The organism is Paenibacillus mesophilus, assembly GCF_005938385.1.
GTDB classification, from domain to species: Bacteria; Bacillota; Bacilli; order Paenibacillales; family NBRC-103111; genus Paenibacillus_AB; species Paenibacillus_AB mesophilus.
Genome location: NZ_VCRA01000010.1, coordinates 161,804 through 188,465 on the forward strand (window position 1 = coordinate 161,804; position 26,662 = coordinate 188,465).

Annotated in this window: 26 protein-coding genes; 24 read left to right on the forward strand and 2 right to left on the reverse strand. The window is 53.3% G+C overall.

Translation table 11 applies throughout. The features are described 5' to 3' along the window. Window positions 1-28 precede the first annotated feature (28 nt). From FE783_RS19330 to FE783_RS37995, 5 genes are read left to right on the forward strand one after another with little or no spacing between them, the layout of a single operon-like run. Window positions 29-250 (forward strand): YqzN/YkzM domain-containing protein, encoded by a 222-nt coding sequence (locus FE783_RS19330; RefSeq protein WP_138881025.1) that lies wholly within the window; start codon window positions 29-31, stop codon window positions 248-250. Next, the gene (locus FE783_RS19335; protein ID WP_138881026.1) at window positions 250-1,719 is read left to right on the forward strand and encodes a phage tail sheath family protein; all 1,470 of its coding nucleotides are present in this window, start codon (window positions 250-252) and stop codon (window positions 1,717-1,719) included. The genes FE783_RS19330 and FE783_RS19335 overlap by 1 nt, the downstream gene beginning before the upstream one ends. Window positions 1,720-1,733: 14 nt before the next feature. Next, complete coding sequence (locus tag FE783_RS19340; RefSeq protein ID WP_138881027.1) at window positions 1,734-2,138, forward strand: phage tail tube protein; 405 nt, start codon at window positions 1,734-1,736, stop codon at window positions 2,136-2,138. Between the two features lie 26 nt (window positions 2,139-2,164). Then, window positions 2,165-2,554 (forward strand): phage tail assembly chaperone, encoded by a 390-nt coding sequence (locus FE783_RS19345; RefSeq protein ID WP_138881028.1) that lies wholly within the window; start codon window positions 2,165-2,167, stop codon window positions 2,552-2,554. Window positions 2,555-2,577: 23 nt separating this feature from the next. After that, a complete protein-coding gene (locus tag FE783_RS37995; RefSeq protein WP_202916216.1) occupies window positions 2,578-2,736 on the forward strand; it encodes a hypothetical protein in 159 nt (52 codons plus the stop codon). Between the two features lie 168 nt (window positions 2,737-2,904). On the opposite strand, the gene FE783_RS19350 is transcribed toward FE783_RS37995, so the two are convergent. Continuing rightward, window positions 2,905-3,117, reverse strand: coding sequence for a hypothetical protein (locus FE783_RS19350; protein WP_138881029.1), 213 nt, complete (start codon window positions 3,115-3,117; stop codon window positions 2,905-2,907). Between the two features lie 361 nt (window positions 3,118-3,478). On the opposite strand from FE783_RS19350, the gene FE783_RS19355 reads away from it, so the two are divergent. From FE783_RS19355 to FE783_RS19445, 19 genes are all read left to right on the forward strand, one after another. Further along, a complete protein-coding gene (locus FE783_RS19355; RefSeq protein ID WP_138881030.1) occupies window positions 3,479-5,578 on the forward strand; it encodes a ribosomal eL19 family protein in 2,100 nt (699 codons plus the stop codon). Then, complete coding sequence (locus tag FE783_RS19360; protein WP_338015876.1) at window positions 5,575-6,249, forward strand: LysM peptidoglycan-binding domain-containing protein; 675 nt, start codon at window positions 5,575-5,577, stop codon at window positions 6,247-6,249. The genes FE783_RS19355 and FE783_RS19360 overlap by 4 nt, the downstream gene beginning before the upstream one ends. Beyond that, complete coding sequence (locus FE783_RS19365; RefSeq protein ID WP_138881031.1) at window positions 6,246-7,256, forward strand: XkdQ/YqbQ family protein; 1,011 nt, start codon at window positions 6,246-6,248, stop codon at window positions 7,254-7,256. Before FE783_RS19360 ends, FE783_RS19365 begins: the two co-directional genes overlap by 4 nt. Next, window positions 7,243-7,611 (forward strand): hypothetical protein, encoded by a 369-nt coding sequence (locus FE783_RS19370; RefSeq protein ID WP_138881032.1) that lies wholly within the window; start codon window positions 7,243-7,245, stop codon window positions 7,609-7,611. The genes FE783_RS19365 and FE783_RS19370 overlap by 14 nt, the downstream gene beginning before the upstream one ends. Before the next feature lies 1 nt (window position 7,612). After that, window positions 7,613-8,074 (forward strand): DUF2634 domain-containing protein, encoded by a 462-nt coding sequence (locus FE783_RS19375; RefSeq protein WP_138881033.1) that lies wholly within the window; start codon window positions 7,613-7,615, stop codon window positions 8,072-8,074. Next, complete coding sequence (locus FE783_RS19380; RefSeq protein ID WP_138881034.1) at window positions 8,074-9,627, forward strand: baseplate J/gp47 family protein; 1,554 nt, start codon at window positions 8,074-8,076, stop codon at window positions 9,625-9,627. Before FE783_RS19375 ends, FE783_RS19380 begins: the two co-directional genes overlap by 1 nt. Window positions 9,628-9,662: 35 nt before the next feature. Further along, on the forward strand, window positions 9,663-10,199 hold the full coding sequence (locus tag FE783_RS19385) for a YmfQ family protein (protein ID WP_138881035.1): 537 nt from the start codon (window positions 9,663-9,665) through the stop codon (window positions 10,197-10,199). Beyond that, complete coding sequence (locus FE783_RS19390) at window positions 10,199-11,038, forward strand: hypothetical protein (RefSeq protein WP_138881036.1); 840 nt, start codon at window positions 10,199-10,201, stop codon at window positions 11,036-11,038. Before FE783_RS19385 ends, FE783_RS19390 begins: the two co-directional genes overlap by 1 nt. Window positions 11,039-11,259: 221 nt before the next feature. After that, entirely contained in the window at window positions 11,260-15,069 is a 3,810-nt protein-coding gene (locus FE783_RS19395; RefSeq protein WP_138881037.1) for a GBS Bsp-like repeat-containing protein, read from the forward strand. A gap of 94 nt (window positions 15,070-15,163) precedes the next feature. Then, window positions 15,164-15,547 carry a hypothetical protein gene (locus FE783_RS19400; protein ID WP_138881038.1) on the forward strand — a complete coding sequence of 128 codons (384 nt, stop codon included), beginning with the start codon at window positions 15,164-15,166 and terminating at the stop codon, window positions 15,545-15,547. 2 nt (window positions 15,548-15,549) lie between these two features. Continuing rightward, a complete protein-coding gene (locus FE783_RS19405; protein ID WP_138881039.1) occupies window positions 15,550-15,810 on the forward strand; it encodes a hypothetical protein in 261 nt (86 codons plus the stop codon). Beyond that, entirely contained in the window at window positions 15,794-16,666 is an 873-nt protein-coding gene (locus FE783_RS19410; protein WP_138881040.1) for a glycoside hydrolase family 25 protein, read from the forward strand. The genes FE783_RS19405 and FE783_RS19410 overlap by 17 nt, the downstream gene beginning before the upstream one ends. Before the next feature lie 156 nt (window positions 16,667-16,822). Then, the gene (locus tag FE783_RS19415) at window positions 16,823-17,215 is read left to right on the forward strand and encodes an OB-fold nucleic acid binding domain-containing protein (RefSeq protein ID WP_138881041.1); all 393 of its coding nucleotides are present in this window, start codon (window positions 16,823-16,825) and stop codon (window positions 17,213-17,215) included. A gap of 242 nt (window positions 17,216-17,457) precedes the next feature. Then, entirely contained in the window at window positions 17,458-18,660 is a 1,203-nt protein-coding gene (locus FE783_RS19420; protein WP_138881042.1) for an ornithine--oxo-acid transaminase, read from the forward strand. An 88-nt stretch (window positions 18,661-18,748) separates the two neighbouring features. After that, window positions 18,749-19,651: an arginase gene (gene rocF, locus FE783_RS19425; protein WP_138881136.1), complete on the forward strand. Its 903-nt coding sequence runs from the start codon at window positions 18,749-18,751 to the stop codon at window positions 19,649-19,651. A gap of 173 nt (window positions 19,652-19,824) precedes the next feature. Continuing rightward, complete coding sequence (locus tag FE783_RS19430) at window positions 19,825-21,144, forward strand: ABC transporter substrate-binding protein (protein WP_158301908.1); 1,320 nt, start codon at window positions 19,825-19,827, stop codon at window positions 21,142-21,144. 803 nt (window positions 21,145-21,947) lie between these two features. Next, window positions 21,948-23,606 (forward strand): glutamine--tRNA ligase/YqeY domain fusion protein, encoded by a 1,659-nt coding sequence (locus tag FE783_RS19435; RefSeq protein WP_138881044.1) that lies wholly within the window; start codon window positions 21,948-21,950, stop codon window positions 23,604-23,606. Window positions 23,607-23,885: 279 nt separating this feature from the next. After that, window positions 23,886-25,244 (forward strand): sensor histidine kinase, encoded by a 1,359-nt coding sequence (locus tag FE783_RS19440; protein WP_158301909.1) that lies wholly within the window; start codon window positions 23,886-23,888, stop codon window positions 25,242-25,244. Beyond that, window positions 25,241-25,915 (forward strand): response regulator transcription factor, encoded by a 675-nt coding sequence (locus FE783_RS19445; RefSeq protein WP_138881046.1) that lies wholly within the window; start codon window positions 25,241-25,243, stop codon window positions 25,913-25,915. Before FE783_RS19440 ends, FE783_RS19445 begins: the two co-directional genes overlap by 4 nt. Window positions 25,916-25,939: 24 nt before the next feature. Here the strand turns inward: FE783_RS19445 and FE783_RS19450 are convergent, their stop codons facing one another. Beyond that, window positions 25,940-26,641, reverse strand: coding sequence for a DUF6483 family protein (locus FE783_RS19450; RefSeq protein WP_138881047.1), 702 nt, complete (start codon window positions 26,639-26,641; stop codon window positions 25,940-25,942). Window positions 26,642-26,662: the final 21 nt, after the last annotated feature.

Here is a 26,662-nt window from a genome sequence, read left to right on the forward strand (position 1 = left end):
TTTATGAATAAAGGAGGGATTCATCCACATGGCCGTCAAAAAAGAAGCGCAGTCCCAGCCCGCAAAGGCAGAGCTTACGGGACGTCCCGAGTATACGCGGGAAGAACTGCTCGCGGGCGCCGAGACTTTATTCGCCGTCAAGCCCGAAGTGGTGACGGGCGCGCTGTTCGGCAGCGCGAAGGAAACGTACTCAATTGAAGAAATGGAGCGGTTGATCCGCCAATTCCAACAAAGGAAGGTGCAACGATAATGGCTGGAGGAACTTGGAGCAAAACCGAAATGCCCGTATTGCCGGGCATGTACATGAATTTTCAGGCTGCTGCGATTGCGGCGGTACAACCGGGGGCGCGGGGGATCGTCGCTATGCCGGTAAAGGCGAATTGGGGACCGGTCAATCAGTTTGTCGAGATTACCGGACTGTCCGCGATCGATGAAACCTATACGAGCAACGAATCGTTCGGAGCGACTGCTTACTCCTCCCTGAGAATCGCTTTACTCGGCGGCGCCAAGAAAGTGCTCGCTTACCGCATTGCCGGCACTGATGCGGCCAAGGCGGCTTGCCAACTGCAGGACTCGGACGGGACTCCGGTCAACATCATCAAGCTGGAAGCGAAATATGCCGGAGATCGCGGCAACCATTTCAAAGTAACGGTACAGGCGAACCCCGTGGACTCTTCGAAGAAGGACATCCGTCTCCTGGAAGATACGACGCTGTTGAAGACGTTCACCTTTACAGCAGGTACGGTTCAAGCGGCAGTCGATGCTATTAACCTTGATCCGGCCAATAAATGGATCGTGGCCACCAAGCTGGCGGAAGGAAACGGTCAATTGAATGACGGTAGCGGCTTCCCGTTCGTGGGTGGAAACTCCGGAATCGGCAGTGTCGTGGCCGGAGACTATACGGCAGCCCTCTCCGCATTCGAGACGCAGGAGTTCAATCTGTTTGCGCTTGACGGCGTATCCGATCCGGCGATTCGGACGAGTGTCGTCTCCTGGATCGATCGCGTACGTTCCGAAGGCAAAACCATTATCGCCGTTCTGGGGGGATCCTCAACAGACGATACGTCCGCTTCCGCAGTCAGTACTGCAACGGCGCGCAGTGCCGCGTTCAATCACGAAGCAGTGGTCAATGTCGGTACAGGCGCTGTTCTTGACAGCGTTAGCTTTAGCTCGGCGCAAATCTCCGGCTACGTGGCCGGTCTTATCGCCGGACAGAAGCTGAGCGAATCGGCAACCTATGCGCCGACTCCGTTCTCGGACGTTACTCGCCGATGGACGCGCAGCGAGCAGGAACAAGCGGCTGCGGGCGGCGTTTTCCTGCTTGTCCATGACGGCAAGAAAGTCAAGGCGCTCCGCGGCATCAACTCGCTTACGAGCCTTAAGCAAGGTCAGAACAATTCCTGGAAAAAAATTCGCACGCTCCGTGTAATCGACGCGATTCAAACCGATCTTATGGCTTCTGCGGAAAACAGCTACATCGGCAAAGTAAACAACACCGCCGAAGGCCGCCTTGCCTTGATCGGCGCGGCCAAGCAATATATGCAGTCGCTTGCCCAATCCGGCGTCATCGAGGCCGAAGGCTGGGACGTCTACTTGAATCCGCAGTACTACGGGCCAAACGCCGTATTTACGCCGGAACCGGATCAAGTGTACTTGAACTGGGAAGCTCGTTTGACCGATGTGATGGAACAAATTTTCGGCACGTTTATCGTGCACTAAGGGGGAACTGAACAATGGACGCAAGTCGCGTATTTATGGGAACGTATGGAAAAATCTTTATCGGTGGCGTTTGGCAAAGCAATTTCAACCATCTGGAAGCCAACGTGGAAATCCAGAAGAAGGAGCTTAACTTGGCCGGTGACCCTTGGGTTAGGCACAAGAAAGGACCGATGAAAGGAACGGGCACGATCAGCGGTTTCAAAGTGACGAGCGACATGATCGCCCGCGGCTTCGACAAATTCGAGCTGATCAGCAAGCTGGAAGATCCGGAGGCGTACGGCTATGAGACCATCACGCTCAAAAACGTCATGCTCGACAAGCTGCAGCTCGCCAACTGGACGGCCGGCGAAGAAGTGAAGGAAGAGGTTTCCTTCACGTTCGAGGAATACACGCTGAATGACCGCGTACAAGCGGTTTAACGTATCGATACGGGAGGAATACGACGATGATGGACGATCAAATTTTGCAAAAACTGCTCGACGCCGACAAGCTTCCGGAGAAAACGGTCACGCTGTCGCGTCTCGGCATCCCGATCAAGATTCGCGGTCTGACCGGCAAGCAGGTGTACATGCTGCGTGAGCGGTGCACCGAGCGTTCCGACCGCCGCGGACAGAAGTCCGAGCGGCTCGACGAAGAGCAGTTCAACGTCGCCCTCATCGCCGCAGCCACCGTCTCCCCTAACTGGGGGGACTCCCGGCTGCTGGCGAAATACGAAGCGAGTGGCGGCGAAGAAGTCATCAAACGCCTCCTGCTTGCGGGCGAGTTGTCCGCCCTCGGGGATGAGGTTCTGGATCTGAGCGGATTCAACACAACGTTCGACGAAGTAAAAAACTGATCGACTCCGGGGGGCTGGCGGGCATGCTCCATTTGATCTGGGTCAGGCACCACCTGCGCCCCGGAGCGTTCTGGCAACTGCCGCGCGGCGAGCAGCTGTTCCTGCTCGCCAGTATGGAGATGGAGCTGGAAGCAGAAGAACGGCAAGCCCGGGCGCAAATGTCGAGGTCGGGAAGGCGGTGAACAAATGGCGAATATGGCGGCTTTGGATAGTTTGGACCGATTGACCCGTTCGCATGATCGATTGAGGGAATCGGTGAATCGGACGATAGTAGCTTTTTACAGAGTTGAGCAGTATGCCCGGCGTGTGGCCAAAGCTCTTGAAAGTATCGGGAGCAAGCAGCAAGCGGCTCAGCCAAGGGCCGGTACTGCAGGGAAAACTGTTGTTTCAGCGGCAGTATCGATCAACAATGTGGCCGTTACGGTAGAGGCGGCTACTGAACCGAAGAAGGGAAAGTTTGACGACTTCAAGACGTTTTCCGAAGGTGTGAAGGCGCTTGCAGATGCTTTTAAAAGTTTTACTGAAGGCGTCAAAAACATTGTGGAAGCAATCAAAATATTCAAGGAGCTCCCCAAAGATTTTGCGACATCTCTTAACATTCTGAGGGAGTCGTTAGGAAAGTTTGCGGAGATTCCGGCGAAGTTCGCCGAGTCGCTAGGGAAGCTGGCGGAAGTGCCAGCGAAGTTCGCGGAATCGATCGGAAAGTTTGCGGAAATCCCGGCGAAGTTCGCCGAGTCGCTAGGGAAGCTGGCGGAAGTGCCGGCGAAGTTCGCGGAATCGATCGGAAAGTTTGCGGAGATTCCCGCCAAGTTCGCAGAGTCATTAGGGAAGCTGGCGGAAGTGCCGGCGAAGTTCGCGGAGTCGATCGGAAAGTTTGCGGAAATCCCGGCGAAGTTCGCCGAGTCGCTAGGGAAGCTGGCGGAAGTGCCGGCGAAGTTTGCGGAATCGATAGGAAAGTTTGTAGAAATCCCGGCGAAGTTTGCCGAGTCGCTAGGGAAGCTGGCGGAAGTACCGGCGAAGTTCGCGGAATCGATAGGAAAGTTTGCGGAAATCCCGGCCAAGTTTGCAGAGTCGTTAGGGAAGCTGGCGGAAGTGCCGGCGAAGTTCGCAGAGTCGATCGGAAAGTTTGCGGAAATCCCTGCGAAGTTCGCGGAATCGCTAGGGAAGCTGGCGGAAGTGCCGAAGAAATTCGCCGAATCGATCGGTTCGTTTGCGGAGATTCCAGCCAAGTTCGCCGGTTCGTTAGGTCAGCTTGCGGAGGTACCAAAAAAATTCGCCGAATCCATCGGCTCGTTTGCGGAGATTCCGTCGAAGTTCGCAGGCTCACTGGGCCAGCTGGCGGAAGTACCAAAAAAATTCGCCGAATCCATCGGCTCGTTTGCGGAGATTCCGTCGAAGTTCGCAGGCTCACTGGGCCAGCTGGCGGAAGTGCCGAAGAAATTCGCCGAGTCAATCGGTTCATTTGCGGAGATCCCGTCGAAGTTCGCAGGCTCGCTGGGCCAGTTGGCGGAAGTGCCGAAGAAATTCGCCGAGTCAATCGGTTCATTTGCGGAGATCCCGTCGAAGTTCGCGGGCTCGCTGGGCCAGTTGGCGGAAGTACCAAAGAAATTCGCCGAATCGATCGGCTCGTTTGCGGAGATTCCGTCGAAGTTCGCCGGGTCGCTGGGTCAGTTGGCGGAAGTGCCGAAGAAATTCGCCGCCTCAATCGGCTCGTTTGCTGAGATTCCGTCGAAGTTCGCAGGCTCGCTGGGTCAATTGGCGGAAGTACCGAAGAAATTCGCCGAATCCATCGGTTCGTTTGCGGAGATCCCGTCCAAGTTCGCGAAGTCTCTGGGTGAGTTGGCGGAAGTGCCGAAGAAATTCGCCGAATCCATCGGTTCGTTTGCAGAAATTCCGTCGAAGTTCGCGGGCTCGCTGGGTCAGTTGGCGGAAGTGCCGAAGAAATTCGCCGCCTCAATCGGTTCGTTTGCGGAGATCCCATCCAAGTTCGCAAAGTCATTGGGTGAGTTGGCAAACGTTCCGGCAAAGTTCGCTAAGTCGATTGCCTCGTTCGCGGACATCCCAGAAAGATTCGCCAAATCGATCGGATCTTTCGCAAAAATTCCGGATGAATTCGCCAAATCGATTGGGAATTTCTCCAAAGCTATCGACACGCTTGCCGCTGCGCTAAAAAATTTATTAAGTTTGTTTGGCGGGGGCGGAGGCTCGGGAGGTGGAGGAGCATCCTACGGAGGCTCAACGGATGGGGAAGGCAAAAAGAACCCCAAAAAAGGGGCAAAAGGCCGTACCGGCGCCAAGGGAGGTGCAGTCCCAAGGACTCCAGTGCCAAAACGTGAGGGTCGTGCCCCCGATTATGGCCGTTTTGAGCCCGATTCTGTAGAGACCAGTAATCGGAGTGTGAACGCTGCCAAGAAATTCTCTTTGAAAAATGTCGCGAAGGGTGCCGGCAAGCTATTAAAGGCGGGAGCAAAGACTGCAGCACCTTTAAGACTCGCATCGGGGGCAATGGAAATTGCTACTGCCGAGAATAAAGGTCAGGCTGCTACAGCGGTAGCATTTGGAGCGGGCGGAGCCGCCCTCGGAGCCGCGCTAGGAAGCATGATTTTGCCTGGAATCGGCACGGTCGCCGGAGGTATGATCGGCGGCATGCTGGGAGATAAACTCGGGAACTTTGTAGGGGGCAAGCTTTTCGGCAAAAAAACGTCCCCATCATCAGCCGCAGAACATAAACCGGGCCAAGTACCGGTCTCCACGAAAATTCCCGATACGAAACCCAACTTGGAACTTTATCCTTCTACCAAAGTAAACAAATCGAAGACAGCCGCAAATCGTAATGCCAGTTATGCTGGTAAGGGCAACATGGCGGCGGCTTCCGGCGACAATGCCTACAACATCTCCGTCGAAGGCGTCCAAGTCGTAATGCCCAAAGAAGAAATCGACGAAGAAAGCCTAGCCAGACGAATCGGCTGGGATATCGTCAACAAAATAAAAGCGTCCATGGATAATCAGGTGGTGACGGGATGAGCGCAATAACATATTCCAATCTGATGAAGCAGTTCGACATTACGCTGGAGGACGCGGCCGGACTGAAGCTGTGGTTTCCGGTGAATCCGTCGGAAATCAGCATTAAGCGGGACCGCAGCTACGAGACGTTCCAGATTATGAACTTGGGTGAGGTCGATTTTCCGCACGGGGAGAAAATCAAGGAGATCTCCTTCTCCTCCTTCTTCCCGGCGCAGTCCGACCTCAGCTACTGCCGTTACGAGAACATCCCGGATCCGCAATTGACGATGAACCAGATCAACACTTGGATGTCGGACCGGCAGCCCCTTCGCCTTATGATTGTCCCCTCCGAGGTAAATGTGCTGGTCATCATCTCTTCCCACAATAGTACATTCCGGCCCAATGAGCCCGGTGACGTTTACTTCGACTTGACGTTCCGGACTTGGAGAGATTACCAGATCCGTACGCTTGCCGAGATCGGAGGCGGAAGCGCGGCGACGGAGCCGCGGCCGGATTTGAAGCCTGTGCCGATCACATACACGGTGAAGCCCGGGGATTCGTTATGGGCGATTGCCAAGCTGAATCTGGGCTCCGGGAGCCGTTGGCGCGACATTTATGAGATGAACAGGGCCGTCATCGGCCCGAATTCCGATCTCATTTACCCCGGGCAAGAGCTGGTGATGCCATCATGAGCCTTGCGGAGCATCGTGCGTACGAAGTCGTGCTGGACAACCGCTATATGCTGGGCGATTTGATCGAAAGTATGACGCTGGAGGAATCTCTCGATGAAATCGCCTATCGGGCAACGGTAAATATGATGATGCCGGCCGATTTTCCAGGGATTCGTCCCGGTCAGGAAATCCGGGTATCGGGGATCCCCTATCGAGGTTCGGATATGGTGTACTTATTGAATCCGGGTGTCGTATGGGAATGCCAGAACAGCTATCGCGGCGCGGACCGGCTTGAGGTAACCTTGTACGACCGGACGATTTATTTGGCCAAATCCGATGACGAATATTTATTTCCCGCCGGACAAACCGCGTCACAGAGGCTGGAGAAATATGCGGCGGATTGGAACATCCCGCTTGGGCAAATACCCGACACCGTATACACGTTGAGCAAAAAAGTATATCGCTCGCAGTCCATCTATTCCATGATCGTTTCCGATCTCAAGGAAACGGCGCGCAAGGGCGGATGGATGTATCGTCCGCGGATGACGCCGAACGGGTTGGAGCTGTTTCCGATTGGCGGCAATGAAACCGTGTGGGCTCTGGAGCCAGGCGGCAATCTCGAGTCGATTACACAGCGGAGAACGTTAGAAGGCGCGGTTACGAAGGTAAAGGTGTTGGGCAAGGAAGACAATCCCGAGAGCGCTACGGAAATTCTCGCCGTCGAAACGAAGGAAACGGAGCTTTACGGCACGCTGCAGAAGGTCGTCATGGACAGCGACATCACTACGGTAAGCGAAGCGGTAACAGCGGCCAAAAGCTTTCTCGCCGGCATTCAGGAAACGTTGAGCGTGTCCGCCATCGACGTCAATACGATACGCGCGGGGGATAAAGTAGAGTTGGTCGGAAGCGGGATGGAGCTGATCGTCACATCGGTGAAGCACGAGCTTGGCCGCCCCGGAAAAATGAATCTCGAATTGGCCTCGTTGGACTATGTCAAAAGGAGGTGCTTTCTGGATGGACCCGTATAAAAAACTGGCTGCCGCCTTGGAAAGCCGGATGGCCGGACACGCCTCAACCGCCGTGACGGGTATTCCCGCAGAAATGGGTACGATGACCGCGAGCGGTCTGAAGCTCGATTCGTTCAAGCATGAAATCAAAGACTATTTGGTAGCCGACTGGGAAACGAAGCTGAAGCTTCCCGCCTTCTCGCTAACCGGAACCGTTACGGGTATGCCCGGCACCAGTACGTTTCAGTTCGAGGAAACGGAAATCGAAGGAGTAGGCTTGATGTTCAAAGAAGGCTTGAAGCCCGGCGACCGCGTATTGGCCGTTCCCGTAGCGAGCGGCTCCGAGGCGGTCGTCATTTGCAAGGTGGTGCGTTAGAATGCCGAATTTATTCCCATTATCCGGCGGGGGCGTCCCTACCGTTACAGAAGTCGACGGAACTGCAGGAGAGCGTGTCAAATTTGGACGCAGTTGGCGTTTCGACTTTGAGAAGGGAGATTTCGTCACCACTCCCACCGGTAAAATAGCCGCTAGCACCGATGCCGAGGCATGGCTGGAATGGTGCAAAAAGACACTGCATACCGAACGGTACACATATCTCGCGTATTCGCGCAATTACGGGCAAGAGTTCGATGAGTTGATCCCGCGGAACTTGACGCGCCGGGCGAATGAATCGGAGATTGTCCGTATAACGAGGGAATCGCTCTTGACCGATCCCCGTACGAACCGGGTGGACGGGTTTGCGTTCGAGTGGGAGGGCGATCGCTGCTATTTCCAGTGCGAAGTGACGAACGTACGCGGGCAAAAATCCAGGATTGACGGAAGCGTGGTGACAAGCTGATGGCGACATTGCCGAATTATTTGCAGGACCAAACGGAAGAATCGATACGCCAGCGCATGCTGGACAGCCTGCCCTCCGATCTAGACAAATCGGAGGGCTCTTTTATATGGGACGCCGTCGCCCCGGCCTCGATCGAGCTTGCCCAAGCGGCGATATGGGCGCAGGAGGTGCTGCGCCGCGGCTTTGCCGGCACGACGTTCGGGAGTTATTTGGATTTGCGCTGCGAAGAACATGGATTGACCCGACGCGCGGCGGTGAAGGCAACAGGGCAAGTAAAGCTTACCGGCAAAGTAGGCACCGTCGTTCCGACAGGGATACGAGTGGCGACTCCGGCGGATCGGGTGACAGGGACTTCGTCGGTGGAGTTTGTGACGAAGCAAGAAATTACATTGGATGGTACCGGCGCGGCGACGGTCGCGGTGGAGGCTTTGCAGGCCGGAGCAATCGGCAATGTATCCTCAGGGGCGATCAGTATTGTAGTTACTCCCGTACCAGGGGTGACGACCGTAACCAATGCCGCTGCTTTCGGAGGTGGAATCGATACGGAGACGGATGCCTCTTTATCCGTGCGTTTTCTACAGAAGGTGCGAAGTCCGTCCGCCGGCGGAAATAAGGCCGACTATATCAACTGGGCGTTGGAAGTGCCCGGGGTCGGGGGCGTTTCCGTCGTACCGGTTAGGGACGGTCCTGGAACGGTCAGCGTAGCCATTATTGGCAGCAACAATGAACCGGCTGATCAGGCTCTGGTGGATAAGGTGCAAGCCTTTATTGCCCCGTCGTGGAAACACGCAGTAGTCCCCGGAACGATGACAACTAGCGGGTATGGGGTTTCGATCGATTCGGGAAATGCGATCAAGATGGAATATAGCTCGTCCGGAAATGGTTCGGTTTCGCAGCAGCTACATGCGCTGCTTCAGCAGCCGGGCATATGGAAGGCCCGGACGAAGATGAGGGTGGACGGAATCGACGGCACCGATCCGTTGCTGCAAATCGGAGTCTGGAACGTCACGACCGAAGTCTGGACCAAAACGACGCCAAACGGAACCGAAGAGGCCGTAAAAACGGTTCGGGCCAACGAGCTTGACGTCACTTCTGCCGATTGGATGCAAAACTTTTACTGGAACGGTCAGGATCAAGTTGAGCTTCGTATTACTCGTCTGCAATCCGACTCGTCGACCGTCGTATGGATCGATTTCTGCGAGTTCCTCTCGACCTTTTCGAAAGTTTCCGGAGAAGGCAAAGCGCCTGTCGGTGCACGAGTTACGGTAGAGTCTGCAGCATCGGTTTTGATCAATATTTCGGCTACGCTTACGATCACCGGCGGGTATAACGAAGCCAGCGTGAAAGCGGCAGCGGAACAAAATATTGCCCAATATATCAAATCGCTGGCCTTCTCCGACGACAATGACGTTCGTAACATGCGGATCGGTCAGGCTATCCTTGATACGACAGGTGTGCAGGACTACGCCAATTTGCTCGTCAATGGCGGAACCGGCAACATTCCGGTCGGTATTCAAGAAGTGGCCGTGCTCGGGGTGGTGTCGTTCTCGTGAGCGCATTTCCAATAGCAAGTGATCGAGGTCGCAAAATGATGTCCTACCTGCCGCGATATTACGAAACTTCGCGCGTAATGGGGTCGGTCCTTCAAGCCGAAGGGACGGAGTTCGACAATCTGCGGGCAGCGTTGGATAGTACCCTCGATCAGTTTTTTGCGAGAACAGCTACGTGGAGCTTGGATGCATGGGAAAGAGAGCTGGGACTCACTCCGGCACCGGCTCAACCGATCGGCGAGCGACGGGACAAAGTCGTATCCCGGTTACGCGGAACGGGGACCGCGACGATTCGCGTTGTGAAGGATGTGGCGGAAGCTTATGACAACGGCACCATTGACGTGGTTGAGGATCATGCCGCATATACGGTGACCGTACGTTTTGTGGATACATTTGGCGTACCGCCTAATGTTAATAACTTATTGGACGCCGTTAGGGCGGTATTGCCGGCGCATCTTGATCTGCTCTATGAGTTCAATTACTTCCTCTGGAGCGATCTGGATGCCGGAAATTGGACATGGGATCAGTTCGATGCACTTAATCTCACTTGGGATCAATTGGAGGTGTACGGATAATGCCGGATGTAACACCCAAGCTTGGGTTGAAAAAGCCTTTAGCCAATGAAACTGTAACTCGCGCGGCACACAACGAGAATCTGGACCTGATCGATACAAATGCCGCTTCACAGGCTGAAGTAGACTCGCATAGACAGGCGGCAACGCTTGATCACCCTGATGGCAGCGTTACGGATGCGAAGATAGGTAACCGTACGATAGACGATACCGTAGCAGCTGCAAGCGGGGCCGATACGCCGACACGGTTGTGGAGCAAATTGGCGAATATGATCAAAAAGATCACTGGGAAGGCGAATTGGTGGGATGCTCCGGTAAAAACTATCGAGCAGTTGAATACGGATGTTGCGAATTTACGGGCTACGGCTGATGCGGCTTTGCCGAGAGACGGATCGCAGGCGATGACTGGTGATCTGGCTATCAATAAGAGTAATGCAAATATAAAGGGTACTGACCTGTACTTATTTGCATCTGGTAAGCAAAGAAGTTGGCTGTTGTCAAACGCCTATTATGACGGTACTAATTATCAAAGATATGCTACGGATCAGCCAGCAGCTGCATTATCCGCTGATCCAGTTACCGGTAAGCCTACCTTTTGGTATGGAGCGGCAGGAGCTAACCCGATAACCTGGACAGCATACGATGTCTTAATTACACAAGGTGGGCAAACAATCAACGGAACGCTTAAAGTGGCAGCACCGGTAGATAGCAACGACGTGGCACGCAAGGCCGAGATTGACGCTATTAGAAGCGATAAAACAAAGGCTTTTGTGCTAGAGGTTCGGACAAGCGATCCTGTGTCTCCCGAGATTGGACGGATGTGGGTTAGAAGCGATCTTTAGGTTCTATGCCTAAGACATTGATCGTAGGGAAGCAGTAGGTAGCAAAAATGTTTAGGTTTGTTAACTGTTTGTTAACTAAAATAGCTTTATAGTTATAGAGATTTTAGAGGAGGAAAATGTACATGGACGAACTGTTTGCGGTTTATAAAACTTACTTATAACACGCCCATAAGCGGGACGTAGATCGGTGTCCCGCTTATTTTCTATAAGGAGGTTGAACCATGGCAATAATAACGTTATACCCTGTACAAATGCTACACTATGACTATCAATATGAGGAAACTTGTGATGACAACGGTGAAAATTGTTATCAATATAATGAGCGCCTGTATTGGTACAATATATCTGGTAATCAAGCCCTGTCACCTTATATTAGATTCGATTTTAGCGGCTTACCTGCTACTATCACTAGTGCTACGCTCAAAGCTACTTGGACAGTAACGACTTCTGGTTATCTTGGAACCTCAGTTTATCTCTCAAAAGCTCAATATATACCAACTGCTGGATCAACAGTAAACGGTTATTGGGGTGCTCATTTTTATGATGATCAGTCTGGTGGCTCAAACGGCCCTGTTCCTGTTCGCTCAATAGAAGTCCAATACCCTCTTACGCAATTTGTGCAAGATTGTAAAAATGGGACTAGAGCTAACTATGGTATTAGATGGGGGTATTGGCCGGGATACCTTGAAGCAAATACGATACGTCTCGAAGTAGATGTACCTAATACCGCACCGGGACAGCCTGCCCCTCAATCACCTGCTCACGGTGGATGGTATAGTACAGGATCACCAGTAGTTAGTTGGATATTTAGCGATCCTGATGCTGGAAACTACCAAGGGGCTTGGGCTGTCCATATTATCGACAATAATACGAATGGAGTTGTTAGGGACACAGGCTGGCAAACAGGACAAGCGACATCATGGACGATAAGTCCTGCTCTGCCAAGTGGGACGTATCGATACCGAATCATTACTCAGGACCAAAGCGGAGCCGTAGGTCCGTGGTCATGGGAACCCTTGTTTTATGTTGATACTGTTTTGCCTACGACAACAGGGACGGACGGGACATCAGTTACATCTTCCACGGGAAGTTATCGTAAACACTTGTACAACGTCTCCGATAACATGGGAGTAAACCGTGTAGAGTTTTGGGACTATCATGCGCCTACAGGTGGCTGGATTCATCGAGGGGTAGGGACAAACGCAGGTGGAGGGACATGGTATTATGATTTCCCTTACCGTGGAGACGGGACATACCAAATAGACATCCGAGCGTACGATAACGCAGGTAATATAGCAGGAAATACCGTTTATACCTCTTATCACGTTATTGACCGTATCGCCCCCACTCCGGGGACGATAGACCCTCATTCCATTCATCCAACGAATCAGGGGACTGTAAGAAAGCATACGAAGAACTGGACAGATGCAGGAGGGGCCAACGTTCAATACGCACACGCCTACTGGATGAAAGAGGGCGGAGGGTGGAATGGGCCATTTGCCGCAAATACGTGGAACGACGGTCAAGCAGGGTCCGACTTCTTTTATGATTTCCCGTTAAACCAAGGGGACGGTCTGTATGCTGTACGTTTCTGGGTTTATGATGCCGCTAACAATGGAGCGTATTTAGATACAACATATCGTGTTGATACTGTATCCCCGACACAAGGGACAATCGATCCTCATTCGATTCATGCAACCAATACAGGGACGATCAGAAAGCATACGTTCAACTGGTCTGATTCCAATTCAGGTATCTCTTACGCACACGCTTACTGGAATAGGAATGGCGCGGGGTGGAATGGGCCGTTTGCCGCTACTTTCTGGGACAATGGACAACCGGGAGCCGATTTCTATTACGATTTTCCTCTCAATCAAGGAGACGGATATTACACCTGCCGTTTCCATGTCTATGATAACGCGGGACTTAATAACTCTTTAGACACATCTTATATAGTGGACGTAACTCCGCCTGTAATTGGAAATGTGTCTAATAATTATACTGTAAGCGTAGCTCCGGGCGGGACATTCCGAGTATGGGCCTACAATGTTACCGACCCTACATCGGGCGTATCGATAGTGAAATTCCCTGCGTGGCACGGGGACAATGGACAAGATGATCTTGTTTGGTATAACGGGACTAAAGACGGTGGATCGAATAACTGGTATTGTGACATCCCTATAGCCAATCACGGTAATAAAGAGGGACAGTACGGGGTTCACATCCATGCTTATGATAATGCAGGTAACGTAAATACCTCTTATGCTGTATACGTCACTGTAGACCGCACCGCCCCAACGTTATCGAGCGTAACATCAAATCAGTACTTTAACACCCAGCCCAATAGTACTTTTCGTCTGTGGGCTACCGGCGTAGTGGATAATATAAGCGCGGTTTCGGTGGTCAGGTTCCCTACGGCGCAATTCCCGGGTACTAACTTTATATGGCATGATGGTGTTAGAAACGGGGCTACCAATGACTGGTATTGCGATATACCGATCAGTAGTTATGGCAATGCGGAAGGTACGTATACGACACATGTATATACTTATGATAGTGTCGGGAACGGCGTTATGCGGGCCGAGGTCACAAACTTTGTTGACCGAACACCACCTTCATCATCGAGTCACTACATCGAGGGTTACAACAACTACGGTGCAACAAATGCATCGTCTGGAAATTTACGACTTGTTTGGTCCTATAATGACGGCACGCCACAGACAGCCTACCATATTGCAGGGTCTAACACTGCTTGGGCTCAATGGAATTATGATCCGGGTGAAATCTTTAGTGGCAACAATTATCACGATGTTCCGTTAGCAGGAATGCCGGAGGGACTGTGGCACTTTGCTGTTTATGTAAGGGACTCCGCTGGTAATTGGTCGGGTCCTGCAGGTGGCTATGCTATTTACGTCGACCGCGCCGTTCCTACTATAGCCAGCGTCTCCCCCCAACAATACACCAAAGAAAACTCCATTTGGATGGCTGCCTATAACGTCACGGACGGGCTTTCGGGCGTAGCATCGGTGAACGTTCACGCCGTACGGCCGGATGGTTCATGGTACCTGCTCGGTAACGCGGCCAAAAATCCGAATAATAACGATTGGTTATACCATGTACCAGATATTACGACAGAAGGACAATGGGGCTACGATTTCCGTGCAGTCGATAACGCCGGGAATAGTACAGCCCCTGTTCGTGCTTATGTTATCAAGGACACAACCTCGCCCATGATCACCAGCGTCCAAGGATATAGCTATACGAACCTGACTACTGGGACGTATTCGGTATGGTGTTACGGCATTGTCGAAGGTGGGGCGGGTTTAGATTATTTGGAGGTATGGTATTTAGTCCCGGGGGGCGCATGGACGAAAACATACGGAACTTTCAGCGGGAGTGATGGATACGTAAATATTCCTTTAGGCGCCCAAGGGGAATACATCGTCCGTTTCCACCCTTATGACAGGGCAGGGAACGGGAATTCGACCGGCTGGGAAACGAAATTTTTCGTCGACTCCCAGCGCGCTAACGATCCGAAACCTTCTGCCGTGTGGGGGACAACGACGGCGGATTTCGTCTGGAGCGTTTTTTCCGATCCGGCTCCTTCATCCGGCCGAAAATCGACACATATGTACCTCGGAGAATGGAACGGTTCCGCGTATGTCGGGACACCGCTCTATAACGGTACGAATATTGGGGACGTAACCCAGCTGCATGTTAGCAATCTGAAGCCGGGAACCCGATACCGCTATACGGTTACGTACCATGACAATGCAGACAACGAATCCGCCTTTACGTACAAAGAGTTCGTCACCAAAAAGAAAATAGGGACATATCCCGTTACAGTAAAAACCGGCCTTACCCTAAATCTGCCGCTGTACGATCCTAATTCCGGAGTAGTCGGTCCTACGCCGATGCGGGTTGTTACTTCTGCGGGAGTAGGGGTATTCGAGTTGGTAAGCATAACGGATCCTGCGGCAAGTCAGATGCGGTTAAGTACGGCGGCGGGTGTTAAAGCCATTTCGACTTAAAAATAGGGATGCGGTGGAGTTTCCCGTTTTCAAGGGAGCAGAGCAATCTGCTCCTTTTCTCTATAATTTCAAGCAGACAGGACGGTGGATCAAAGTGGGCGAACACGATATCTGCCAAGTTCAGATCGATACGTTAAGGGAAGATTTCCATGAGTTTAAGCGCGATGTTTGGGAGCATCTGAAGGAAGTGCGAGAGAGTCATAAAATTTACGCCGAGACGATTACGGTGCTGAGGGAGAATGTCGTTCGGCTAACCGGTCTTGCCGAGCGTCAGGACGATAAGCTGGAGGCGATTAACCAGGAGCTAAGTCTACTAAAATCAAATGCGAAAGAGTCGCCCGCGGCGGACGACCGGCTCTGGTACCAGCAGTTTATCGAGAACAAGGAAAAGTTTTTTATATACGTACTGGTCGTGTTGCTTGCCTTTTCTCTCGGCATAAGGGTGGAAGATGTCGCGAATGTGTTTGGGAGGATGTAGGGATGGCTGAAATGACGAACGATATTTTAATGCTCGCCGCTGTAGTTACTTCTTATGTAGGCATATTGAAAGCGTACGGAGTGCCCAGTAAGCATAATCATTTGTTCAGTTTGGCGATCGCGGCCGTCTTTGTGCTGGTGTCCGACCACATCCAACAAATACTGCTGACCGTATCGCTGGTCGGTTTAACGGCGAGCGGAGCGTATCACTACTCGAAAGGTCAAAACAGAAACGGGGATCGGGAAGATGCAGACACGAAATAGCGGCAATGCGCAAGGGATCGACGTTTCCAGATGGCAAGGCCGTATAGATTGGCAGGCCGTGAAACAGGCTGGAATTGAATTCGTCATGATGAAAGCTACGGAAGGGACCCAACGGGTCGATCCCAACCTGTATCAGAATTACCAAGGCGCCAAGGCCGCCGGCATCCCTCTCGGATTTTACCATTTCGCACATGTATCCAACGATCCGATTAAAGAGGCAGAGCATTATTTGCATACGGTTATCGGCCTGGATGCGGAGCTGTGGCATGTTCTGGATATGGAGCATGGTTCGCTTGACGGCAAATCCTTTATAAAATCTCAAGTCAGCGATTGGTCCAGACTATGGCTGAATAAGGTTCAAGCATGCACAGGCAAGCCGCCGATGATTTACACGGGCGCCTCTTTTGCCAGGACCTTTTTCGAAGCGGATTTAGGCTCTTATCCTTTATGGGTAGCCCATTATGGGACTAATACTCCGATGAGCAATCCGGTTTGGAGCCGGTGGACTATGTTCCAATACAGCGAAAAGGGGCGGGTAGACGGCATTTCCGGACATGTAGACCTGAATGAACTGGATGGACATCTCGGGCAGTATTTATTTCGAATCAAGGGAGAGGATCGGCGAGTGAAGTTTACGGATGAATGGCAGTGGGGTGTTTTGACGAGCGCATTGCATGGGTTGTATGAAAAAAGTGTTACCTGCGAGCTGGAGCGCCCGCTTGTGACGGACTACAAATGGGCGGCCCAGGCGTATAACCGGGAGATGACGTTGGACGATCTGGCGTGGCTCGCCATTGTGCTGATCGCAAAGGATAAAGGGGTCGATCTGCGGCAAGAACAGGACGGAACCATGTAGGAACAACCGGGCGGTCCGCGCCAAACACCGCACATGCTGAAAACCTCGCCTTCATTCCCTTCAAAATCTCTTAACAAACCGCACGATTCGCGATAACACTCCGTGGTTAAGCTATAGCTAAACATCATTAGTCCAAAGCCAAGGAGGTACGCGGTCATGGTTCAGAACATGCGATTATGGCTTGCGCCACTGTTAACGATCTTGCTGCTCGTGGCTCATGCGGCTGTCCAAAGGCAGACGGACTTCGCGGCAGCCGAAAATGCCCTCCCCTCCAGAGCAATTCCAACCCTCTCTATTGTAGAAGCAAACGATTTTCCCGGAAACCTCGTAACGGTCAGAGGAAAAGTCATTTCCACTCCCGCAACCTCGCCCGACGGCAATATTACGGCCTTCATCGAGGACGAAACGGGCACGCTGCGAATATCCGTAGAAGGAGCATCCACCGCATTGCGAAAGGGCTATAACGTTCAAGTGACAGGCAAAATCGGCGGCGACTCCAACATGATCGTATTAAAAACAAGAGCGTCCGAGATTGTTGTACTTCCTTGAAGAGCGATATAATTTGCAAGATCATTTACGATCCGCCGGGCTTCAAGTCCGGCTTTTTTTGCGTTTATGGCGACTGCGGGGTGATGAATTTGTTCACGCCTTTCTGTTTTCGGACTTCGGCTGCCCCATATTTTCCATTGTACCCGCCGCGACAACACAGCATATACTATAAATAGGATAGAATATGACACGTTTCTCCCTGAACGAACTGAGCTTCACGAACCGGCGAAAGGGGAATGCAGATGAATGCGATGAACTCCGCTATGGAAAATATCGGCCGATACGGAGCCAATAACTACAATCCGCTGCCTGTCATGCTTGTCCGCGGTGACGGCGTTTGGGTGGAGGATCCGGAAGGCAACCGTTACTTGGATATGCTTAGCAGCTACTCAGCGTTGAATTATGGGCATCGCCACCCGAGAATCGTTGAGGCACTCAAGGAGCAGGTGGATTTGATAACGCTTACATCCCGCGCGTTTCATAGCGAGCCGTTAGGTGCGTTCTATGAGAAGCTTGCCCGACTGAGCGGCAAAACGATGTTCCTGCCGATGAATACAGGCGCCGAAGCGGTGGAAACGGCCACCAAAGCCGCACGCCGATGGGCTTACGATAAGAAAGGCGTTCCTGACGGGCAGGCGGAGATCATCGTTTGCGAAGGGAATTTTCACGGACGGACGATTACGGTTACTTCCTTTTCATCGGCGCCGGAATACAAGCGGGGATTCGGACCTTTTACACCGGGGTTCAAAATGGTTCCGTACGGGGATGCGGAGGCGCTTGAACAAGCGATTACTCCCCATACGGCAGCTTTCCTCGTGGAGCCGATTCAAGGTGAAGCGGGCATTATTGTACCGAAGGTGGGCTATATAAGTGAAGCTGCGGAATTGTGCAAAAGGTACGGCGTCCTGTTGATGGCGGACGAGATTCAAACCGGCTTCGGTCGAACCGGCAAGCCGTTCGCTTGTGATTGGGAGCAAGTCGTGCCCGATGTGTACATTCTCGGCAAAGCGTTGGGCGGAGGCGTTTATCCGATTTCTGCGGTGGCGGCGGACAGGGACGTTCTCGAAGTGTTCGAGCCGGGCTCGCACGGTTCCACATTCGGAGGCAATCCGCTGGCCTGCGCTTGCGCGGTAGCGGCTATGGATGTTTTCGAGGGCGAGAGGTTGGCCGAACGATCGTTGGAACTGGGTGAATATGCGATGGCACGGCTCCGTTCCTTGGCAAGTCCGATCGTGAAGGACATCCGGGGTAAAGGTTTGTTTATCGGAATCGAGTTGGACCGCCAAGCAAGACCTTATTGCGAACGGCTGATGGGGCTGGGCGTACTGTGCAAAGAGACGCACGACACGACGATCCGTCTTGCTCCGCCGCTTACGATCACACGGGAAGAGCTGGATTGGGGCTTGGAGAGGATCGGGCAAGTTCTTGCAGCTGCAGCAGGCTGATCGATGGAAAGTGACTGTCTTTGCGGTAACGTTAGCGGGTGCTACTCTCAAGCTCGTCATGAAAGGAGCGTTCTGTATGAATCCCCGAATTTGCAAAAACGTTTCCATAATCGGTGTGCCGATGGACCTTGGCGCCGACCGGCGCGGAGTGGACATGGGGCCGAGTGCGATTCGCTGCGCGGGACTGGAGCAGCGTTTGGAGCAATTAGGTTATGCCGTGCAGGATGAGGGAGATTTGACCGTTCGGAGGGCGAAGGCCTATTCGGCCGTTCCGGAGTCGAACTTGAAATATTTGTATGAGATCGTCAGGGTCAACGAAGAGCTGGCGGATGCCGTATCGGGCCTAATCGGAGGCGGTCGGTTTCCGTTGGTTTTGGGCGGGGATCACAGCATCGCGATCGGGACATTAGCTGGGGTGCTCCGGCACAAGGATAACATCGGGGTAATCTGGTACGATGCACATGGCGACGTCAATACGGCGGATACGTCTCCTTCGGGCAACATTCACGGCATGGCGCTTGCGGTGGCGATGGGTTACGGGCATCCCGCTTTGGTCGGAATCGGAGGGAATCGCCCCAAAGTGAAGCCGAACAATGTTGCCATCGTCGGCGCTCGTTCGTTGGACCCGGGGGAACGGTTTTTTTTGAAGGAGAAGGGTGTGAGCGTATTTACGATGCATGAAGTGGATCGATTCGGCATATCGCGGGTGATGGAGCTAGCGTTGAATGCGGTGACGCGAGGAACGGACGGCGTTCATGTTAGCTTCGATCTGGACGGAGTCGATCCGAAGGACGCTCCCGGTGTCGGCACTCCGGTGCAGGCCGGGATCAGCTTGCGGGAGAGCTTGCTTGCGATGGAACTGCTCTCCGATGCCAATGTAGTCACAAGCGCTGAATTCGTGGAGGTCAACCCGGCTTTGGACAGCCAAAACCAGACGGCGAAAGCCGCCGTTGAGCTGATTACATCTCTTCTTGGAGAGAAGCTGCTGTAATTCGGCTGCTCTGCACGCGGGGTTGGACGGATGTGGTGCAAGTCTTGAATCGAAAAATTTCCATCTTGTAACGAGGAAGGAATTGTGAAATAATATTACACAGCGCGTTGATGTGCATGTATACAACAGGAATATTGGAAGCGCTCTCAACTAGTGTTAGGGAGGGATGGCAATTGACCAAATTTCGTATTGTATCATCGCTGGCATTCCTATCAGTCATCGCGAGTTCAGTCATCGGATGCAGCCAAGGGCAGAAGCAGGATAGCGCCACCACGAACGCACCCGCAGGCAAAGCAAGTACGACCGAGTACAAAGGAGGGCCCTCGGAGCTTCTGGTGCTGGATATCAACACCGCTACGACGGATGAGCAGTTTCAAAAGTTTTTTGTTGGACCCATACAAGCGAAGTATCCTCAGATCACTCTGAAACAGACGCGCGATCCTCTAGACAAGCTCATTGCAGCCGGGACGATTCCCGACATGGTCTTGGTCAGCAACCCTTCTTTGGCCACCGTGCTCGAGGCCGCGATCCCGGAAGATTTAACGGCCATGATCAAAACGTACAACGTTAACCTGGGACAGCTCGAGCCCGCCGTCGTGCAGCAGATGCAGAAGCTCGGAGAGCAGAAAGCGTTTTACGGGATGCCGTTTGCCATGAACTATGGCGCGATGGTTCATAATAGAGATATTTTCGATAAATTCGGCGTTGCTTATCCGAAGGACGTCATGACGTATGAAGAGGTGTTGGAGCTCGGGAAAAAGTTGACCCGCAAAGACGGCAATACGAACTATATCGGCGTCATGCCGCCCGACCTGAGACAGATGTACTGGCAGTACGGTGTGCCCGTGTTCGATAAGGCCAAGGGAAAGGCTTCCCTGACAACCGACAAGCATGCCCAAGTGTTCTCGCTTCTGAAGCAGTTTTATTCCATCCCGGGCTATCTGGAGAACGGGAAGCACATTCACTCGACCGACCTGTTCTTCAAGGAGCAGCGGATGGCAATGTATCCGAACTGGATTGCTTCTTATATCTCCTTCTTCGACAAGGCCGGAACGAAAGATGCTTTCAAATGGGACTTGACCGCCCACCCGAGCTACCGCGATCGGCCGGGCTTAGGGAAAGAGGTCGACTTCCATATGGCGGTCGTCAACAAATCGAGCAAATACAGAGAGGCCGCTTACCAAGTGGTGCTGAGCTTGCTGAGCGAAGACGTGCAGACGATGCTGAGCAAGGCCGGAAGATTGTCCGTGTTGAAAAACGAAGAAATCCGGAAAGTGTACGGTTCGGACAGCAACACGTATAAAGGGAAAAATTTGCAGGCGATTTTCAAGGTAACCCCTTCCCCACTGCCGGAGGCTTCCAAATATGATCCCAAAATCAATGCTATGTTGAATGCGGAAGTCAGCAAAAATGTGATGGTTGACGGCATGGATATTAATACGGCTTTGCGGAACGGGGAAGACAAGGCTAATAAGGAAATCGTTATCCCTTAGAACAAAGTCCGCGTCCGGTAGCGATATATAGAATTGAACCCTCTGTAGCCAATGGGCTGTAGGGGGTTTTTGCGATTTATTGAACTAATGGAGATAAAACTTGCGGGAGAGAACTGGTTGGAGGGTTCGCGTGAGATGGTTCCGTTCACATCGGCAGTTCCTCCTGTCCGTAGATGGAAAAGATGTAGTTATTTTTTGCGAAACGCCGCTTGCGCTCTCAGTTAGCTGGAAAAAGTCCAGTTATTTTTCCCGAATTGGCGAGGATTGCCATTATGGCAAGCAATAAGCTGCATGTTTTCCAGTTAAATCATTGAAACAGGCCTTAATGCAGCTTTTTACCTGCATGTTATCCATTTATTTCAAAGTGACGATGCTTCGATCTAAGGAATTCTTATCGATAAACCATTTCAATCTCGCCAAGGAGACGGGGCGATAGCGAAAATGGTTTACCAAGGAAACCTACCTCTAAACCGCGTTCGCACCTCTTCGAGTTGCTTCGATCCAAGGAATTCTTATCGATAAACCATTTCAAGATCGCCAAGTGATAGGCGAAAGCGAAATGGTTTACCAAGGAAACCCACCTCTAAAACTGCGGTCGCACCTCTTCGAATTGCTTCGACAAGAGGTTCTCCTTTTAGAATCCGATACGGATTCGCAAGAATTCCAACCACTAAACCGCGGCTGTACATCATCGAATTACTTCGTTAAAAAGGAATTCTTATATTTTCCCACAATTTTGTGTATGATATAGAGATATAGCAAACGAGATACATAATCGGAGGAAGGGAAGGCAAGCGGCAGAGATGGAAACGAAGACGGCTTCATCCAATTTCATTAAGACCATTATTGCGGAAGATGTGAAAGAGGGCCGGACGAGCCAGGTGATCACACGGTTCCCGCCGGAGCCGAACGGCTATTTGCATATCGGGCACGCCAAGGCGATTTGCCTCAACTTCGAGTTGGGAGACGAGTTTGGCGGTCGGACGAACCTGAGGTTCGACGATACGAACCCGGTCAAGGAAGATACCGAATATGTCGAGGGGATTCTGAACGATATTCGCTGGCTCGGCTTTGAGTGGGACGAGCTGCATTTCGCATCGGACTATTTCGAGGAAAATTACGAACGCGCCGTTCTATTGATCCGCAAAGGCTTAGCCTATGTCGACGATCAATCGGCCGAAGAAATGCGCATAGCGCGGGGAACGTTGACGGAACCGGGCAAAGACAGTCCATACCGCAACCGTTCCGTAGACGAAAACTTGGACTTGTTCGCGCGTATGCGGGCCGGCGAATTCCCGGACGGGACGCGGGTGCTCCGCGCCAAAATCGATATGGCGTCCCCGAACATCAATATGCGCGACCCGGTGCTGTACCGCATCCTACATACGCATCACCACAAGACGGGCGATGCCTGGTGCATTTACCCGATGTACGACTTCTCGCATCCGATCGGAGATGCGCTGGAGGGCGTTACACATTCGCTTTGTTCACTCGAATACGAGGATCATCGCCCGTTGTACGATTGGGTCATCCGCGAATGCGAGATGGAGCACGTCTCCCGTCAGTACGAATTCGCCCGTTTCAACATGACCAACACGATCATGAGCAAACGTTACTTGAAAATGATGGTCGACACGAAAGTCGTAGACGGCTGGGACGATCCGCGTATGCCGACGATTACGGGAATGCGCCGCCGGGGCTACACGCCGGAAGCGATCCGTAATTTGATGCGGGAAGTAGGCGTGGCCAAAGCGGTTTCGACCGTCGATGCGCAGTTTCTCGATCATTTCCTACGTGAAGACTTGAAGCTGAAGGCGCCTAGAACGATGGCCGTGCTGCAGCCGTTGAAGGTCGTCATTACGAACTATCCCGAAGGGCAAGTGGAAATGCTGGAAGCCGAGAACAACCCCGAGAATCCGGAGATGGGCAACCGGCTCATTCCGTTCTCGCGGGAGATCTGGATCGAGCAGGACGATTTCATGGAAAATCCGCCGCCGAAGTACCACCGGCTGTTCCCGGGCAACGAAGTTCGGCTGAAGCACGCCTACTTCATCAAGTGCGAAGAAGTGATCAAGGACGAGAACGGCAACGTCGTCGAGATCCGTTGCACCTACGACCCGGAGACGAAGAGCGGAAGCGGGTTTACCGGCCGCAAGGTGAAAGGGACGATCCACTGGGTGGATGCGACGCAAGGCGTTCCGGCGGAATTCCGGCTGTATGAGCCGCTCGTGCTGGACGAGAAGGTCGATATGGACAACTTCCTGGAGAGGCTTAACCCGAATTCGCTGGAAATCGTGAACGGATTCGTGGAGCCGAACATGACCGAGGTCGAGCCGCAAGAGAAGTTCCAATTTTTCCGCCACGGCTATTTCAATGTCGACTCGAAGCATACGGCCCCGGGCAAACCGGTGTTCAACCGCATCGTATCGTTAAAAAGCTCGTACGATCCCGGCGCGAAGTAACGATCGGATCGGTACAAAGTCAACGGGTCGCCCCGTCAGTGAAAGCTGGCAAGGGCGGCCCGTTTGTTTAACATGTCGCGACTGGCCGCCGTCCTGGCGGTCGGCATGCTGCTCGATCCCCGGCCGTCTGACGCCTCGCGGCAGCGGAACAGCCGCATTCGACGAATGCGGTTCGCTTTTTTGCGAACATTTCGTTCTCGCTTCCCACAGAGCAAGAAAGATTTCCGTGATATAATGGCAATATTGGGATACATTGCTGCGGGGAAAGGAACGTGGGCTATGCTGTTTGTATTGATCGCTCTGTGGGGCGTAGGCGTCGTGCTGCTCGTATCGGATGCACGGAAAAGCTCGATACGGTGGCTGAGCGGCGTCGCCTTCTGCGGAGGATCCGGGGCGCTGTCGGCCGTGATCGGGGACACGCTGCTGCCGTTTGCGCAGGAGCGTCATGCCGAAGACAGCGTGATCTCGCTTATGGAAGGGGTGCGGGTGCTTTCGTCGCTGATGCAATATTACGGACTGCCCTACACGTTCGTCATGTTCGCGTTCAGCTACAATCCGGCCTATATGACTCCGAGCCGCAAAAGATGGCTCGCGCTGGTGATGCTCGTACCGATCGTGGCAACGCTGCTGTTCGTCCGGCCGATTCACCCGATTCCGTTTCGGCTGACGGCGGCATGGGCGGTCCCCGCCGTGGGACTCGCCTCGCTCTGGATCGTCTTCAAGAGGGAGACGCATGCGACGTTGCGTCTGAACGACCGGCTGACCGGGCTTGCGATCGTGCCGACGGTGCTGCTCTGCTCGGTCATGAACTACGTCCTACCGAGCTTCGGATTTATTGAGATGTGGCGTTACAATACATGGATTATCGCGTTCGCGGTGCTCGTGTTCACGGTGGCGATTTTCAAATACGGCTTTCTCGGTATCCGGTTTCTGATCCAGACCCGGAAGCTGGATGTGTCGATCCGGGCCGTCACGTCGGGAACGGCCGTGCTGAACCATGCGATCAAGAACGACGTCGGCAAGACGAAGCTGTTCGGCGAGAAAATACGCGCTTATGCCGAGCGGACGGAGCAGCCGGAGCTGGCCGCGGATATCACGGTCGTGCTGGCGGCGACCCGGCACATTCAGGAGATGATTGCCCGCGTTCAGGATCAGACGCAGGAGCTGGCGCTCAGGCTGGCATGGAACAAACCCGGAGCGATGCTTGCGGCGCTGTGCGACCAACTGGCCGCCGAATCGTCGGCAGTCCGCATTCACCTGAACGTTCCGGAATCGCTCGAGCTGTACTGCGATCGTGCGCAGACGACGGAGATGTGGAATAATTTGCTGACAAACGCGATCGAGGCGATGCCGAACGGCGGGGATATTACCGTAAAGCTGTATGAGATCAAAAAATATACGGTCGCCGAAATCAAGGATACCGGTCCGGGAATGGATAAAAAGCTGCTGAAGCAAGTCATGGAGCCGTTCTTCACGACAAAGGGCGACCGCCGGATGAATTTCGGGCTCGGCTTATCTTATTGCTACCAGGTCATGAAAAAGCACGGCGGCAGCTTCGACCTGTTCAGCGAGCCCGGCAAAGGAACGACGGCGGTTATGCGGTTTCCGAAGAAAACGAGAAGGAGCGAGAGCGGATGAACGAGATTCGGGTGCTCATCGTAGAGGACGATCCGGATTGGCTACGGGGGTTAAGCTCCTACTTGGCGAGCGAGCCGGGCATCGCCGTCGTCGCGAGCGCGGGTACGACGGAGGAAGCCGCGAAAGCGATTCGGGAACTGGATTATGACATCGTCCTGATGGATATTATGCTGGCGGATGAGGTCGCCGGAATCAGCCTGGCGCAAGAAGTGCTGATGCGCGGCGGCGCGAAGGTGCTGATGCTGACATCGATGGAGCTGAAGGAGCTCATGTTCGATGCATTCCGGGCGGGGGCGGCCGATTATTTGATTAAATCCGACTTCGAACGGATACCCGCCGCGATCCGGGACGCTTACCGCAACGAATCTCCGATCAGCGCGGCAGCCGCCGCACAAATGCGCGAAGAGTTCAGGCGATTGAAGCAGCTTGAGCAGTCGTACAAGAAAAAGGAGCTGCAGGAGAAAATTACGCCCTCCGAGCTCCAGGTGCTCGAGATGATCGATAAAGGGATGTCGCAGCCGGCGATCGCCGACAAGCTGGTCGTCTCGATTCGTACGATCAAAGTGCACGTCGGCAACATTTTGAAGAAGCTGGGCGGGGGCAGCAGCAAGGAAGCGGCCCAAAAAGCCCGCGAGCTGGGTCTATTCGACGAAGAGGAGCGGAACCGCTAAGCGGTACGCCCATTTTCGCTCCTCCTACGGTCCGTCCCGATCCAGCTCCGAAGCCCGGGCCTTAACTTCCTCCAGACTGTCCTGCACTTCATCGAGCGGCAGCCGGCCGGCTTCCAGCGCATCCTCGTCCAAAATGAGCAGCCGTTCGTAAAATTGCTCGGCCTGCTCAAGCAGCTGTTCGTAAGCGGCTTGATCGGCCCTGTCGGCGCCGTAACGGTCGAGCAGGTCGAACAAAATATCCTCCGCATCGGCAAACCGCCCGACCGAATCATAATAGGTCCACAGCAATTGCTTCGTTTCGGCGGGCAGCTCATAGCCGCTTAGACGCGTGAGCAGTTCTTCGACTTGCCCATGAACGTCCAGCCATTCCGCGGCGTCATTCTCGCCCGCAGCCATGAGCGTCAAGTTCAGCGCTTTCAGATTCAGCCTGTAGGCTTCGTCGGGACGCTCCAATATGGCGCACAGATCGGCTTCTTCCTTTATCAAGCCGGCGACAATAAGCATTTTCTCCGCTGTCGCTTCCCCGTCCCGATTGAGCAAATCGGTCAGATCGCGCTCGGACAACGCCCGTATCAGATTCGGGTTCAGCCCGAATAGCCGCTTGTACGTTTCGCCGACAAGCTCCATCGCTTCCTGCGGCTTCATCTGCTTCTTTAACCCGAGCAACACCCCGAGCGCATTGCCGAACTGCTCGATCAAGCGCATGACATAATCGTTGCGGAACATGCGGCCGACGCCTCCCTCGCT

Excerpts from the sequence above, each read along its gene's own strand:
- FE783_RS19385 (WP_138881035.1), top strand. The coding sequence starts at position 9,663 with ATGATGTCCTACCTGCCGCGATATTACGAAACTTCGCGCGTAATGGGG.
- FE783_RS19345 (WP_138881028.1), top strand. The coding sequence starts at position 2,165 with ATGATGGACGATCAAATTTTGCAAAAACTGCTCGACGCCGACAAGCTT.
- FE783_RS19445 (WP_138881046.1), top strand. The coding sequence starts at position 25,241 with ATGAACGAGATTCGGGTGCTCATCGTAGAGGACGATCCGGATTGGCTA.
- FE783_RS19415 (WP_138881041.1), top strand. The coding sequence starts at position 16,823 with ATGGTTCAGAACATGCGATTATGGCTTGCGCCACTGTTAACGATCTTG.
- FE783_RS19410 (WP_138881040.1), top strand. The coding sequence starts at position 15,794 with ATGCAGACACGAAATAGCGGCAATGCGCAAGGGATCGACGTTTCCAGA.
- FE783_RS19335 (WP_138881026.1), top strand. The coding sequence starts at position 250 with ATGGCTGGAGGAACTTGGAGCAAAACCGAAATGCCCGTATTGCCGGGC.
- FE783_RS37995 (WP_202916216.1), top strand. The coding sequence starts at position 2,578 with ATGCTCCATTTGATCTGGGTCAGGCACCACCTGCGCCCCGGAGCGTTC.
- FE783_RS19450 (WP_138881047.1), bottom strand. The coding sequence starts at position 26,641 with ATGTTCCGCAACGATTATGTCATGCGCTTGATCGAGCAGTTCGGCAAT.
- FE783_RS19395 (WP_138881037.1), top strand. The coding sequence starts at position 11,260 with ATGGCAATAATAACGTTATACCCTGTACAAATGCTACACTATGACTAT.
- FE783_RS19380 (WP_138881034.1), top strand. The coding sequence starts at position 8,074 with ATGGCGACATTGCCGAATTATTTGCAGGACCAAACGGAAGAATCGATA.
- FE783_RS19360 (WP_338015876.1), top strand. The coding sequence starts at position 5,575 with ATGAGCGCAATAACATATTCCAATCTGATGAAGCAGTTCGACATTACG.
- FE783_RS19330 (WP_138881025.1), top strand. The coding sequence starts at position 29 with ATGGCCGTCAAAAAAGAAGCGCAGTCCCAGCCCGCAAAGGCAGAGCTT.
- FE783_RS19365 (WP_138881031.1), top strand. The coding sequence starts at position 6,246 with ATGAGCCTTGCGGAGCATCGTGCGTACGAAGTCGTGCTGGACAACCGC.
- FE783_RS19435 (WP_138881044.1), top strand. The coding sequence starts at position 21,948 with ATGGAAACGAAGACGGCTTCATCCAATTTCATTAAGACCATTATTGCG.
- FE783_RS19370 (WP_138881032.1), top strand. The coding sequence starts at position 7,243 with ATGGACCCGTATAAAAAACTGGCTGCCGCCTTGGAAAGCCGGATGGCC.
- FE783_RS19340 (WP_138881027.1), top strand. The coding sequence starts at position 1,734 with ATGGACGCAAGTCGCGTATTTATGGGAACGTATGGAAAAATCTTTATC.
- FE783_RS19420 (WP_138881042.1), top strand. The coding sequence starts at position 17,458 with ATGAATGCGATGAACTCCGCTATGGAAAATATCGGCCGATACGGAGCC.
- FE783_RS19405 (WP_138881039.1), top strand. The coding sequence starts at position 15,550 with ATGGCTGAAATGACGAACGATATTTTAATGCTCGCCGCTGTAGTTACT.
- FE783_RS19375 (WP_138881033.1), top strand. The coding sequence starts at position 7,613 with ATGCCGAATTTATTCCCATTATCCGGCGGGGGCGTCCCTACCGTTACA.
- FE783_RS19440 (WP_158301909.1), top strand. The coding sequence starts at position 23,886 with ATGCTGTTTGTATTGATCGCTCTGTGGGGCGTAGGCGTCGTGCTGCTC.
- FE783_RS19390 (WP_138881036.1), top strand. The coding sequence starts at position 10,199 with ATGCCGGATGTAACACCCAAGCTTGGGTTGAAAAAGCCTTTAGCCAAT.